14 protein-coding genes are annotated in these 13,839 nt (G+C 45.6%); 4 read left to right on the forward strand and 10 right to left on the reverse strand.

Going from position 1 to position 13,839, the window contains the following annotated elements; all coding sequences use genetic code 11:
* Nucleotides 1-106: 106 nt before the first annotated feature.
* Nucleotides 107-469, reverse strand: a complete 363-nt coding sequence (locus QH73_RS20905; protein WP_132867435.1) for a hypothetical protein — start codon at nt 467-469, stop codon at nt 107-109.
* A gap of 135 nt (nt 470-604) precedes the next feature.
* On the opposite strand from QH73_RS20905, the gene clpS reads away from it, so the two are divergent.
* Together clpS and QH73_RS20915 are read left to right on the forward strand one after the other, a co-directional pair.
* Nucleotides 605-886 (forward strand): ATP-dependent Clp protease adapter ClpS, encoded by a 282-nt coding sequence (gene clpS / locus QH73_RS20910; protein ID WP_015156315.1) that lies wholly within the window; start codon nt 605-607, stop codon nt 884-886.
* Between the two features lie 85 nt (nt 887-971).
* Nucleotides 972-1,802: a CPBP family intramembrane glutamic endopeptidase gene (locus QH73_RS20915; RefSeq protein WP_039713944.1), complete on the forward strand. Its 831-nt coding sequence runs from the start codon at nt 972-974 to the stop codon at nt 1,800-1,802.
* Between the two features lie 63 nt (nt 1,803-1,865).
* Here QH73_RS20915 and QH73_RS20920 read toward each other — a convergent pair whose 3' ends face one another.
* From QH73_RS20920 to QH73_RS20950, 7 genes are all read right to left on the reverse strand, one after another.
* A complete protein-coding gene (locus tag QH73_RS20920) occupies nt 1,866-2,066 on the reverse strand; it encodes a hypothetical protein (RefSeq protein ID WP_039713943.1) in 201 nt (66 codons plus the stop codon).
* Between the two features lie 147 nt (nt 2,067-2,213).
* Nucleotides 2,214-3,251: a glycosyltransferase family 2 protein gene (locus QH73_RS20925; protein ID WP_039713942.1), complete on the reverse strand. Its 1,038-nt coding sequence runs from the start codon at nt 3,249-3,251 to the stop codon at nt 2,214-2,216.
* 13 nt (nt 3,252-3,264) lie between these two features.
* Entirely contained in the window at nt 3,265-4,566 is a 1,302-nt protein-coding gene (locus tag QH73_RS20930) for a DegT/DnrJ/EryC1/StrS family aminotransferase (protein ID WP_039713941.1), read from the reverse strand.
* A 454-nt stretch (nt 4,567-5,020) separates the two neighbouring features.
* Complete coding sequence (locus tag QH73_RS20935; RefSeq protein ID WP_039713940.1) at nt 5,021-5,653, reverse strand: pentapeptide repeat-containing protein; 633 nt, start codon at nt 5,651-5,653, stop codon at nt 5,021-5,023.
* 92 nt (nt 5,654-5,745) lie between these two features.
* Complete coding sequence (locus QH73_RS20940; RefSeq protein WP_039714625.1) at nt 5,746-7,089, reverse strand: DICT sensory domain-containing protein; 1,344 nt, start codon at nt 7,087-7,089, stop codon at nt 5,746-5,748.
* Nucleotides 7,090-7,181: 92 nt separating this feature from the next.
* Nucleotides 7,182-8,753 (reverse strand): photosystem II high light acclimation radical SAM protein, encoded by a 1,572-nt coding sequence (locus QH73_RS20945; RefSeq protein ID WP_039713939.1) that lies wholly within the window; start codon nt 8,751-8,753, stop codon nt 7,182-7,184.
* Nucleotides 8,754-8,957: 204 nt separating this feature from the next.
* On the reverse strand, nt 8,958-9,110 hold the full coding sequence (locus QH73_RS20950) for a hypothetical protein (RefSeq protein ID WP_165587753.1): 153 nt from the start codon (nt 9,108-9,110) through the stop codon (nt 8,958-8,960).
* A gap of 222 nt (nt 9,111-9,332) precedes the next feature.
* Here QH73_RS20950 and QH73_RS20955 point away from each other — a divergent pair, with 222 nt between their 5' ends.
* Complete coding sequence (locus tag QH73_RS20955) at nt 9,333-9,698, forward strand: DUF1830 domain-containing protein (RefSeq protein ID WP_052289924.1); 366 nt, start codon at nt 9,333-9,335, stop codon at nt 9,696-9,698.
* A 184-nt stretch (nt 9,699-9,882) separates the two neighbouring features.
* On the forward strand, nt 9,883-10,320 hold the full coding sequence (locus QH73_RS20960; RefSeq protein WP_039713938.1) for a DUF4079 domain-containing protein: 438 nt from the start codon (nt 9,883-9,885) through the stop codon (nt 10,318-10,320).
* Nucleotides 10,321-10,613: 293 nt separating this feature from the next.
* Here the strand turns inward: QH73_RS20960 and sir are convergent, their stop codons facing one another.
* Both sir and QH73_RS20970 read right to left on the reverse strand, forming a co-directional pair.
* Nucleotides 10,614-12,593 (reverse strand): sulfite reductase, ferredoxin dependent, encoded by a 1,980-nt coding sequence (gene sir, locus QH73_RS20965; protein WP_039713937.1) that lies wholly within the window; start codon nt 12,591-12,593, stop codon nt 10,614-10,616.
* Nucleotides 12,594-12,821: 228 nt separating this feature from the next.
* Nucleotides 12,822-13,370 carry an outer membrane beta-barrel protein gene (locus QH73_RS20970; RefSeq protein ID WP_039713936.1) on the reverse strand — a complete coding sequence of 183 codons (549 nt, stop codon included), beginning with the start codon at nt 13,368-13,370 and terminating at the stop codon, nt 12,822-12,824.
* Between the last annotated feature and the right edge of the window lie 469 nt (nt 13,371-13,839).

A 13,839-nucleotide genomic window follows, 5' to 3' on the forward strand; every position in this document is an offset into this window, starting at 1 on the left:
ATAGATTGCATCAGAAATCCAAATGGAAATATGTGAAATTTTTGAGCAGCAGGCAGCGAGTGGCAACCAGCGATCGGTTTCCAACAACCAACAACTAACAACCTCCTCACTTCTCGTCGAGCAGCAAAGCTTGTTGAATGAATTGATGCAACCGTTTGAAGGCAACCGGATCGCGTTCTAATGGCGGTTCCCAAGCTGACAGTTGCATCAGCAACGGTATGACCTCAGTATCAATTGCCGGACGGAATAAAGAGGGAGAACAGAGAAGATCGGCTCCAGAACGGAGGTCGAGTAGTGTTGGTGAGATCGATAGCTGCTCATCGTCAAGAAATTCCACGAGTAGTAAAGGTCGAAACCACCCAATTTGGCGCGATTCCACTACTTGAATGACTTCAGCATATAAGTGAGTAGCTTGATGGGTTGTACAAACGATTTGTCGCGGTTGAAAGTCACATATAGAGTTCGTCACAGCTCGCCTCCAGTTCTTCAGCCATGTGCGATCGCTACGGTCGTTGGATTTCGATGCTATAAATATTTAATAAGTTAATCAGTTTCAATCGAGATTTAAACCGAAAGTCGTTAGTCAGAACAAGAGGAGTAAGCAGTGTCCGTCGAAACCCTGGAGCAGCGTTCAACAGTTCGTAAACTCGCACCTCGGTATCGCGTGTTGCTTCATAATGATGACTTTAATCCTATGGAGCATGTGGTGCAGGTATTGATGCAAACTGTACCCAGCCTCACCCAGCCACAAGCAGTAGATATCATGATGGAAGCCCATACAAATGGCATCGCTTTAGTCATTACTTGCGCTCAAGAACACGCTGAGTTTTACTGTGAAACCCTCAAAAATCATGGTTTGACCAGTACGATTGAGCCAGATGAGTAAACAATAGGAAGTCGTAAGTCGTAAGTCGTAAGTGTAAAATCTCTTACCACTTACTACTCCCCACTCACTACTCACTACTTGCTAATTGTTAAAATTCAATTTTGCCAGAATAGCCCGTTATCCCGCTCCATTGCGGTTAGTAATTTTTATCTTAGTACTGTTGCTAGTATGGTTGCCTGTAGCTGCACCGATTCATTGGTGGGTGGATGACAAAAACTTAGTGAGTATTCTCACCTTGCCGTTGCTGTATGGAATATTTACTATCCTGTTACGGCTGTGGGGAAAGTCTATCTATCGTCAGCCACACGTGTTACAAGCATATGGTTTGGTCAATACTAGGCAGAATAGGCGAGAGCTACTGATAGGATTGGGGCTTGGGGTCGCTAGTGTTTTGAGTTTATTTGTGCTAGAAGGATGGTTGGGTTGGCTATGGTGGCGACAACCCTCTATTTTTTTATGGCGATTTGTCGTTGAAGGGTTAATCGTTGCTCTGGCTTATGGTTTTGCGGAAGAGTTACTTTTCCGGGGATGGCTGTTAGATGAATTACAGCGAGATTACCATCCTCGGACAGCGCTCTGGACGAATGCTTGCATATTTGCCGCGCTGCACTTCATGAAACCACTAGCGGAAATTATTCGGACTCTGCTGCAATTTCCAGCTTTGGTATTGTTGGGTTTAACTCTTGTGTGGGCAAAACGCTGTAGTAAAGGTCGTTTGGGTTTACCAATTGGTCTTCATGCTGGATTAATTTGGGGTTACTACGCAATTAATGTCGGGCAAATGGTGCAATATAGCGATCGCGTCCCAGAATGGTTAACTGGCATCGATCGCAATCCTCTCGCTGGTGGAATGGGAATGTTGTTTTTAGGCGCGATCGCCTTGGGTATGAGAAGATTTAGCCACAGGTCACGTTGATCGTGCTTCTCGTAGGCGCGATCGCCTTTATATCCCTTAGAGAAAGTCCAAAGTTGTCCGGCATCAACCACGGCTTTTCTTTTGCTCGGCTCGTTGTCTTTTTTCTAATAAGCGTTGCTGAATTTCTTGACTAGCAAACAAGTTATTCACTTCGCGAAAAACTCGTTCGACGCGCTCATCATGTGTTGGTAAATTAAAGCAAGCTTGTAAATGTTGCTTTTGGCTAGTCAGGATTCGAGGTTGTGACGAGAATTCTGGAAACATAAGACAGCTCTGTATTTCTGTTTGAATACAGAATAAACATTACACCCAATAACAACAATGCCACTACCTCCATAAGAATAAGAGTTTCTCTATCTAAAGAGTAGTTAGAGATAGCAGAATTTCGACTTACGACTTACAAGCAAGCGCTTAATTCTGAATTCTTATCCTAGTCCTTAGTTTTTGGAAAATTGTTGTTGGCTGTCCGACTATGACCTCAAAATGAGCGCGCCAGTGGCGGGGAACGAGTAACAACAGGTAAGCCGCAATGAGTGTCATCACAGTTTGGCGCGGCGATTCTAGAACGATCCGCCAATAGGAAGCTATGGCTTGATGCATCAATCGAATCGCGATCGCGTCGGATTTCCAGCGAATAGCACTCCGAGCTAAGTAACGTAGGTGATAAGCTCTCATCACAGCCTCCCAATTCTTATCGAGTTGGGTTGCATAAGTATGAATTTTGGCGATTAATTGTTCTCCTGCTGCTAATTGTCGATCTAATTGAGCTGAAAGTCCGCTAGAGTGGACGCGATATAAAGTTAAAGCTTCGGGAATTCCTTCAATTTGCCATTTGGTTTGCAATAAGATTCGCAACCACAGATCGACATCGCCGCCAGAATAATGAAATTGTTCGTCAAAGTAGCAGTCTAGCGTGTCGTATCGGTTGTCTGAATATTGGCGAGGTGAAAATGCGATCGCGGCAAAGACTTCCCGTCTGACGACAGCAGCCGAACCGTTACCTACAGGATTACACCGCATTAGATATGAGGGAGTAATTCCCTTAAGTTTCGGTGTTTGATACGAGCCTAAAAATTTACCTGCTTCGTCAATAAAAGCAGAACGGCTGAAACTAACTCCAACTTCTGCGGAATTAGCGAGATGATTGACGTGATGCTCTAGTTTATCCCGTCGCCATAAGTCATCGCCATCGATAAATGCTAAATAATCTCCTTTTGCTTGTCGAATACCTGCGTTTCTCGCTCCTGGCAAGCCACTATTTGGTTGGCGAATAATTTTTATTCTTGAGTCGTTGAATTGCTGACAAATTTCTATACTCTTATCTGGAGAACCATCGTCAATTAACAATACTTCAATATGATGGTACGTTTGTGATAATACAGACTCTAATGTCGCAGCAATATATTTTTCGCTATTGTAAATTAAGACAATTACTGAAACTAATTTCATTCATTCAGCAATCCTAAGTGAGTTTAGCAGTTGGTAGTTGGTAGTTGGTAGTCGGTATTTGGTACTTGGTAGTTAGTATTTGGTAATTCTCTTCCTCGCTCCTTACTCCTCGCTCCTCGCCCCTCAAAGTTTTATGAGTCTGACCCAATACTAGAACCTTTCTCACTGCTTGAATGACATCTAATTCATCTTGACAAGTCAACTTTGCAGAAAGCGGCAGACTTACTGTCTGCCGCCCAATTTGCCTTGCTTGAGGATAGTCTTCTGGTTGCCAACCAAATCTTTGCTGATAATAATCGTGTTCTGGAATACTGAGATAATGTACGCCCACGCCAATGTTTTCTGCTGTCATAGCGTTGAGAAAAGTGTCGCGATCGCATCCAGTTTTCTTCTCGTCAATGAGTACCGGATAAAGATGATAGGCATGGCGAGTCTGGGGTTCTGGTTCGGTAGGAAGTACCAAGGGGAGATCGGCAAAAGCTCGGTTGTAGTGCTGCCAAATCTCTTGACGGCGCTGCCAGCGGGCTTCTACTTGCTTCAGTTGATGAATGCCAAGGGCAGCTTGTAGATCCATCATGTTGTATTTGAATCCGCTTTCCAGAACTTGATAGTGTTTGTATCCCTCTTCGCTAAACCGTTTCCAAGCATCTTTACTGATACCGTGCAAGCTCAGCACTTTGATTCGGGTGGCATCTTCGGAGTTACGCGCTAAAATCATCCCACCTTCGCCCGTGCAAATATTTTTGGTGGCATAGAAACTAAAACAGCCAAAATCGCCAAAAGTGCCTGCTTTTTTACCTTTATATTCTGTTTCGATCGCGTGGGCGCAGTCCTCAACAATTTTCAAGCCGTAGCGCGAGGCAAGATTGCATAAAGCATCCATATCACAGGCTCTACCTGCAAAGTGGACGGGTAGAATTGCCTTTGTTCTAGGGGTAATTTTTGCTTCGACTTGGACAGGATCGATATTCATCGTGACGGGATCGACATCTGCTAGCACGGGTGTCGCGCCCACATGAGTGATGGCGTTGACCGTGGCGCAAAACGTCAGGGGACTGGTAATGACTTCATCTCCTGGCTGCAAGGAAGCCGCTAGTAGGCTCAAGTGTAGTGCTGCGCCGCAGGAATTCACGGCGATCGCATTTTCTGCTGCTTTATACACCCCAAAATCTCGCTCAAACTGAGCTACCTTAGGTCCTGTTCCCAACCAGCCACTTTTGAGGGTGGCGATCGCTTCTTCTATTTCTGCTGCTTCAATCACAGGCGCGCCAAATACCAGAAACTCTTCTTGAGAACGAATAGGAATGTTTGTCATTCAATTTTTTCCATTTCCCAGATGAAATGTGCTACTGATTCCTGCCTACAAACGAATAAATCCTGCACGCATTAGCAATCGCTTGCTGTATCGAATCATGCTAAATAGGGGTCGCTTTGTTCGGGAATTTGTTCGGGAAATATTGCAATTTTGAATTTCGCTCGAATTCAGTCAGGCGATCGCCCATCTGAAAGCAGCTACTCGCAATCTTTATTTTTTTAGAAAAATAAATCTATACTAGCAGCCAAGCCAAGGCTACAGTACTAACACTGAAATAGTCAATACTTAATTGGTAAATAGCAATTATTAGGGATCGGTTACTATTCACTAGTCACAGATCGCTGGTCGCTGATAACTGATAACTAGAATTGCTCCCTCAGCTTTGCGACTCTCTCTTTCCCCTGCTCCCTGCTCCCTGCTCCCTGCTCCCTGCTCCCTGTTCACTGATAACTGGTCACTGTTTCACTACGGTTCCCAACAAGCAAGCACCAGCCAAATTCACTCCCGCAAGATTAGCTCCTTCTAACTCCGCACACAGAAGGTTAGCACCTGAAAGGTTAGCACCTGCTAGATTTGCTCCCCGCAAGTCCGCTTCTTCTAAATTGGCTTCGTTTAACAACGCGCCCTGTAAATCTGCCTGAGTCAGATTAGCTCCTTGTAAATTTGCATTAGAAAAATTGACCCCCCGTAAATCTGCCCCTCTAAGATCTGCGCCCTGCAAGTTAGCACTCATCAGGTTTGCGCCACTCAAAAATGCTCCGGCGATCGCGCTTTGGGCTAATTTTGCGCCCATTAAATTTGCGCCTCGGAGATTACTGCCTCGCAGATCGGCACTTGTCATATCAGCCTGCATCAAATTGGCTCCCAAAAAGTTCGCCCGCAAATCTGCACCGTACAGCTTGCTACCGAGTAGGTTAGCGCCTTCCAGACGCGATCGTTCTAACTTGGAGCCAGAAAAATCGGTTCCAACTAAGTTAGCCCCCGCTAAATTCATTTCCGCCAGATCTAACCCTGCTAGATCTTCATCCTCTAGATTGGCTCCTGGCAGTTGTTTAATTTTGCCCTCACGCACAGATGTAATATCCACAAATCTCTGTCTCTAAATTTCTACTAATTTCTGTCTATTTAAATGAGCTTTAACCAAAGTTTGATGACGGCGCAAAGCTATGCACCCCTAAGTCATTCATTACTCATCACTCGCTCCTCATTCCTTGCTCCTCGCTCCTCTTCGATCAGCCACATGCCACTGCTAATTTTGGTGGGGGAGACGGGTAAGGTTAAACCTTGTTGCATCCCGCGCATGAGGAGTTCTAGGGTGTCTACAAGTTTTGGTTCCCAAGCTTTGCCCTGTTGTTGCTGACATTGAGCGAAAGCAGTCGATAAAGCTTCCTCTCTTGTATGAGATTGGGATAGATGGGTAAAACGCTGCTGAAAATCTGCCACTAAGCCTAAAATTCGCGACTCTAACGGAATTGTCTCCCCTATCAAACCTGCTGGCTGTCCGCTACCATCCCAATGTTCCGAGAGATGGTTGATAATTTGGGCGATCGCACTCAGGCGAGGCATGGTACGCAAAACTTGAGCGGCTGGGATGAGAGGGCAACTGGGAGCTTCGCAATATTGCACGTTGACCGATTGGGGGGCGATGCGATGGAGTAAACTGGCTAGGCGCAGGCGTTTGACCTGCCAAGCGGGAAGATTGAGTAATTGCCCCATAATTTCAGCGATCGCGGCGACTTCTGCGGCTGCGAGGGGGTTGCCCGTATCGGCAAGATCGATCAGTTGTCCTAAGCGGAGGAAGGCTTGTAATTCGTTGGAAACTAAATTGCTATCTAATACCTGGTGATGTTCTATCTGCTTGATGCTGTATTCGCTGGTTTGGAGGTAATCGACCACGCGAGAAACGATTGTATTCAAATCGTCCGGTTCTACTTGGGCAGACTCTTGGGCGATCGCCTGGACGTGAGATTTAAGTTGTTGCGCGAGTTCGGGATTGTAACGGTTAATGTGGGCGATCGCTAGCTCGATCGTTTTCTCTACCCTAGCTGGCTCAAACGTCCAAAAACCGTAAAATTTACGCTCTAAATCGATTGTCGGTCTGCCCCCGACTCCGTAATCCGCCTCAGATAACTCTTGACAAAGTACCATTGCCGTGTAGCTAGGGGCAAGAATTATCAAATGCCACTCTTGCGCCACTGGGTCTTCGGAGTTTAACGCTACTAAGTCTACATTTGGTAATTTGCTCGTAGGATGGTCGGCAAAGCCCGTATCTGGAGCTGCCATAATCACCACATGGCGCGATTTTTGCGCTAAATCGTGGTAACGCTCTGCTTCTTGCAGATACCATTTACCCCGTTGAAAAGCCGTAATGACTAGCGGCTGGCTACCAGAAACCAAAATGCCGTCTTCTAAGGCATGACACAGAGCAACCAAGGTGTTTTTGTAATAGACACCCAGGTTGAGGGGTCGATTTGTATTTTCGAGTGCCGATTTGAGCTGTTGTAAGATGGAGCCTTTTAGCATAATTTGGTCAGTTGTCATTCGTCATTTGTCAGTTGTCATTTGTCATTTGTCAGTTAATTCCGACTTACGACTTACGACTTACGACTTACCACTTATGCTGTTACAAGTTGTTTTTTGTCAGTGGTAGCAATAGGGGCAGAAAGGGCTTCTTCGAGGGGGGCGCAGCCGAGACGTTCCTCTAAGATTTTCATCACTTCCCGTCCGAAGTCGTTGGGGTTTTGTCGCCATGCTTGCAGGCAAACTTCACCAAAGAAGGAGCCGAGGGGTTCGGGGTTCCACAATAATTTTTGCACTGTCCAAGGCTTGAGGTTCATCGGATCGTAGTCTGGTTTGAGTACGCCGTTTTTAAAGGCATACTCTTCCAAGTGGGTATGGGGTTGAAGTCCGATGAAGAAAATGGCTGGTTCGACTTTATCAGCGCCGAAGATCCGTTCGAGTTCGCGGTGGTAGGCGATCGTTTGGCGAATGGTTTCGGGGCGTTCGTCAATGACGTTGAAGGAGTAATTGACGGAGACGAGATCGTTAAAACCTGCTGCTTTTAAGTCGCGGCAGTTTTCTAATACCGTGCGCAGGTTGTAGCCCATCCGCATTTTCCGAACGAGTTCCTGAGAACCGCTGGTGATACCGATCTCGAAGTAATTCATCCCCGTTTTTACCATCAAATCGCATAGTTCGGGGGTGAGATTATCGGCGCGGATGTATGCTGCCCAGTGGATGTCAGTCATGCCTGAGTCAACGATCTTTTGCAGCAGTTCGAGCGCGTCATCGATGAATCTCCGGGCTGGGATAAACTGGGCATCGGTAAACCAGAAATTCCGAATACCGCGATCGTATAGTTGTCGCATTTCAGCTACGACTTCATCGGCGGGGTTGATCCGTACCTGTTTGCCTTCCACTACGGTGTAAATGCAGTAGCAGCAATTATGAGGACAGCCGCGCTTGGTTTGCACGCCGATATAAAAGTCGGAAGATTGCAGGTAATATGAGAATTCCGCCCAAATCTTTTCAATATAGTCGTAGTTACAAGCAGATTTTTCTAACGGTGTTGGCGCTTCGTGGATCAGGCGATCGCGTGGTTGAGCTTCGCCAACTACGTAACAGCGTTCGTTGCTAAAGTCTTCGCCTCGCAATAATTTTTCTAGCAGTGTTTCTCCTTCACCGACAGAAACAACCGTTCCCTGGGGCAAATTATGCTGCAACTGCTCGTAAAATACACTGACTGCACCCCCACCAACTACGGCACGGGCATTTGGTTGGTGTTTCTGAGCGCGTTTTAGCCCGCGTTTAATCAGTCCTTGATTGCGCCAGAGTTCTTTGTAATAAGAAACTGCCAATCGCAGCAATCCAGTTGCGCCTCGAAACTTGACAAACGGATTGAAGGCGTAGAAAAACTCAAAGGAATGTTGCAGAGGATTACCACCCCTACCACCTACTGGGGCATAAATCTGAATATCTCGCCAAGAGAATACTAAAAGTGTCGGCTGGAATTCGCCGATACAAGTATCTAAGGCAGAATTAAAGTCGAGTGGTGGGACTGTGCCTAAGTCGAAAATTCGCTGCTCGATTTCGGGAAAAAGCTTGTGAACGTGATCTGCCAAGTAAACAACCCCAATCGGAAATATAGGGTTGCACGGAAGGCGAACGTAGAGAATGCGGTTTTCCATCTCGATCGGTTAAGGTTAGAGTTTACCAGGGTTCGAGTAGCAGCGCTGCTGAGTGAAGCTGAGTCAACTCTTGTCTAGATAGCTTCCAAGCTAGCCCTCAGTCACGAGCCTCAGCGCCCCTATTAAAGAGATTTCTGAAAATAATTTTCATATAACTTTACGATAACATCGAGCTTGTCTTAGTGGTAGGTCGATCGGAGATAATCAGTTGTCGGGGCTGGAGGCGATCGCTGCCCGATGTGATGCGATCGCCTCTAGGATCGCTGTATGTATGTTATTTCGGCGTGAGTTTCCCTTAATTGCCGCTCGTGAATAAATTTGGTATTTTGCCTTAACGCATAAATCATTTACAGTCAACCGATTTTGTTCGGTTAAATGCGAAAATCAAATCAAAAATTTATCAGACGATTGCTCGTTAAATCGGAAAGCCAATAAGTTTAACTTCTATCTATAGATAGAGGCAACAACAAATTTGATGGATTTTATCAGTTGGTAGTAGGAGTTACAACACTCGGGGATCGCTAAGTGTTAGCTTAGATGTGTAATCAAATAAGAGCGGCTTTCATGCCCTTAGCTGATATGGCTCAAATATTAGATTCCTTACCACCCGAACAGTCCGACCGACTTCTTTGCTGCTATGTAAACGCAACTAGTAAGATTCAAATTGCTCGGATATCAAATATCCCTAACTGGTATTTTGAACGAGTTGTGTTTCCAGGTCAACGCCTTGTATTTGAAGCGCCACCTAAAGCAACACTAGAAATTCACACGGGCATGATGGCGAGTGCTATTTTGTCAGATAATATTCCTTGCGAACGCTTGTGCTTGCTAGAAGAAAGCAAAGCAGAAGCACAAATGGATCGTCCAGCAGCGCGATCGGTAGAACAAAAAGATAAGCCAAGTCAAAGAAATTTTAAATCCCCTCTTTTAACGACTATTGATTAGATAATCGGTTTAACTAACATTGGAGCCGCTAACTTTAGCGGCTCTATTTTAATAAATTAAAAAATAGTAAATTGCCTCAACAACAAATTCTACCGAAAGGAAGAAAGTAAATTGCGCGATCGCAATATTTAGTAAGCTATTACTAGAAATAGAATTGCTGCGATTGTATTGGGTCTAGAGTAAATTGGATTTACCTTCTTTTTTGTGGTTGTGGAAAATAGCAGCCTGGTCGATGGGGTTGTCGCTACTAGCTTATCTGCTGTTGACCGTGACAGGTTGGCAGATGTTCCAGGCAAGAACAAATTTTCATCCCAGACCTAGTTGGCTGCATTTGCTGCACTATAGTATTGGTGGCAGCATGGTTTTGCTAGTGCTGCTGCTATTAGCAATTGGGATTGTCGGTACGCTGGGTCATTTTGGTTCCCTCGGTCATTCCCAACACTTGACGGCAGGGCTAATCGTGGTAGCATTAACCCTAATATCGGCAGTTAGTGCGACTTTAATCAGTCCTAAGCGCCAATGGGCGCGATCGCTCCACGTAGGCACGAATGCAGTTTTATTCCTTGGTTTTCTCTGGGTATCTCTCACGGGTTGGGTGGTGGTACAGAAGTATTTGCCTTAGTGAGAGATTGGAGGCAAGGGTGCGACATATCAGATTTGAGATCCCCCAACCCCCTTTTTAAGGGGGCATTTATTCCTCTCTTTTTCAGGAAGGCTATGAAGTCTCTAAGGCAATACTTCTTGGTTAGGCTGCATAGCTCTTGAAGATCCCCCAACCCCCTTGTTAAGGGGGCTTTAAGTTCCCCCCTTAACAAGGGGGGCTAGGGGGGGATCGAATCTTAACCGAGATGTATTGGTCTCTAAGGAAGTATTCATTCCCCCCCTTTTTTAAGGGGGGTTAGGGAGGATATACGATTACTGTCCTTGTAAGAAAGCTTCAATTGCCTCATTCACAAGTTGAGTCATCGGTTTACCTTGACTCTCAGCCGTAGCTTTCAGCTTTGCGTAGACTGGTTCGCGTAAAGTGATGCGACGACGGGCTTTTGCCGCAGTTGCTGCATTAGCAGCCGCTTCCTGTTCGCCATTGCCATCATCTTGCAGGGCGATTTCTGGTTCCAGTGTGCCTTGAAACTCATATTTGGAGGTAAACTCTCGTAAAGAGTCAAAGCCAATGCGATCGCAAAAATCGCCAAAGCTTTCATTAGGTTGACGCGATTGTTTGAAGTAAACCAGCAATGGTTCTAATTCTGCCTCTAGGTTATCGAGAGGCAACTTCTCTATATACACTTGCGCTAGCCTAGTTTGGTTAGCATCTGCACCCAACCATAGTTGATACGTGTTGGGACCATTGCCAACAAACCCTAGTTCTGCCATGTAGGGTCTAGCACAACCGTTAGGACACCCCGTCATCCGCACGACGAAATGTTCCTGTCCCAAGCCCAAGCGATTTAACAACATTTCAATTCGCTGGAGGACGCTTGGCACGATCCGTTCTGACTCAGTTGTTGCTAAGCCGCATGTAGGCAAAGCCGGACAAGCCATAGAGTATCTAACCAACTGGCTGATGGCATTGGGGTCAGGTTCTACACCGTGAGTTGCAAGCAGATCTGCGATCGCCTGTTTTTGTTCTGGGGCAATATCGCATAAAATCAGGTTTTGGTGCGGTGTCAGTCGCATCGATAAGTTGTACTGCTGCACGATTTCCCGTAAAGCAGTTCTCAAGCGAAACGACCCTTCATCCTTGATTCGACCATTTTCGACCGAAATTCCCAAAAACAATTTCCCATCACCCTGTTCGTGCCAGCCGAGGAAATCTTCGTATTTCCACTCTGGTAGAGGCTTAGAAGCTTCTAAAGGCTTACCCAAATACTTTTCCACCATCGACCGGAATTTATCTACACCCCAGTCATCGATCAGATATTTTAAGCGGGCATGGCGACGGTCGGTGCGATCGCCATAATCGCGTTGAGTGGCTACAATTGCTTTAACTGCATCGTATACATCAGCTTTGGCTACATAACCAATCGAGTCGGCTAGTCGGGCAAAAGTTTCTTCTTTACCATGCGTCCGTCCTAAACCACCACCAGCGTAGATGTTAAATCCTTCTACTTCTTGCTGGTCGTTGGAAATAACTACCAAAGTTAAATCTTGAGAAAACAAATCTACGGAGTTATCACCAGGTACGGTGACGCTGCACTTAAACTTACGAGGCATATAGTGCGTGCCGTAGAGTGGTTCCTCGCTATCGTGGAAAATCGTCCCTGTACTATTCTTTTGCCGTGCGGCTACGACTTCAGGATTTTCTTCCGCGCTAATGGCTTTTTCTCCATCTAGCCAAATTTCGTAATATGCCCCAGTTTGTGGCGAGAGCAACTGAGCAACATACTCGGCATATTGCCAGGCATGTTGGTAGTCTGGCTGATTTTTAAACGGAGCCGGAGGAGCCATGACGTTACGATTAATGTCACCACAGGCTCCCAGCGTCGAACCCATACTTTTAATTATGGCTGCGATCGCGCTTTTCAGATTTCGCTTCAAAATACCATGCATCTGAAAGCCTTGCCGCGTGGTGACGCGCAAAGTTTGATTGCCGTATTCTTCAGCCAGCTTGTCCAGAGTCAAATACAATTGAACTGGTACGAACCCACCTGGGTTTTTTGTTCGTACCATAAATTGGTAGTCTTTCTCCTGACCTTTAATCCGGTTGTCGCGGTTATCTTGCTGATAAGAACCGTGAAACTTAAGAATTTGGATCGCTTCTTCGCTAAAATGAGTTGTATCTTGTAAAATTTCGGTCGCGACTGGTTCCCGCAAAAAATTGCTGCGTTCCTTAATCCCTTCAACTTTGGAAGGCTTGCGAGTTACGGGAGTGGGAGGAGTAGAAGATTTAACCATTAGAGTTGGATGCTGATTTCACAAAAATATTTCACCGCCGCTCCGGTAAATTCGATAACACCCCTACGGCTGTTTAATCTCCGGTAATTCCGTCGATTTTGTGATGAATAGACTAACTCTATAGATCCTATCACGATCGAAAAGCTGGGGCTGACTCCATTTATAAGAGTAAACAATCCCAGCTTTGAATTGGTAAAGGCGCACAACTGTGCGCCTTTACCTCAATCGTTAGTTAAAGCGGTAAGCCGCACCAGCTTGAATGCTGACAGCATCAGAATCGCTGTCTCTGTAGGAATCAATACCCCACTTGGCATCACCGTAAACAACCACGTTGCTACCAACTTCAGATTCAGCACCAGCAGTTAGCACGATGGCATCTTTGTTGCCTAGAGGCGAAGAATTGCCTTCTTCGGTATTGAAGGAGTAACCGCCACCGAGATAGAGGTTGGTGTTGGGAGCAACTGGAACATCATATGTGACTAGCGGCATCAATGCAGTTGAATCGCCACCGAATAAGATTGCACCTCTAGCAGAAATAGGCGCGTTTGGAATTGCAAATCGTCCTTGAACGTTGCCACCAACTTTAGAATCGTCATCGTATATGGGACTATCACCATCGGTAACGCCTACGGAAATACCACCACCGAGATAGTTCGCATCCGTACCATTTGTGGTAAAAGTTTGAGCTGAGGCTTTTCCTACAGGAAGAAATGTAGGAACGATAGCCAATGCAGATAAAGCAGAAACAGTCAGAACTCTCTTGAAAAAGCGTTTCATAGTAACTCTTGAGCCAACAAAAACTTGTGTACTTTGTGTGTCATGAAGATGGCGTTTATGAGTCAGACTAAACAACTTCTTTGCCATTTATTACTAAGTTGTTTACTTTTCCGAAACCGTTGCCGTATCACCTTCACTACAACTAAGGTAGCGATCGCCAATCACAACTTGCAGCAGATGTAGACTGTTAATAAACTGTCATATTATTTTTATAACGTTTGTTCAAAATAAAATTTTCACGATATAATACAGTCAAACAAGTATAGATATGGGAACTTTTTGTCAAAGCTTTCGTCCGTGGTAGGGTGCGTTGAATAACGCACCCTACTACTTTAGATAGACTGCACAATGCCGAGTGACTCAAAAGTTTTAACTGGTTTAATGGGGTTATGTGTAGGGGATGCTTTAGGTGTTTGTAAAAAGTTAAAAGATTGCTGACATCTTTCCCGCACTGGATTGAACGAGTCAT

The sequence above is a fragment of the Scytonema millei VB511283 genome (assembly GCF_000817735.3).
GTDB lineage: Bacteria > Cyanobacteriota > Cyanobacteriia > Cyanobacteriales > Chroococcidiopsidaceae > Chroococcidiopsis > Chroococcidiopsis millei_B.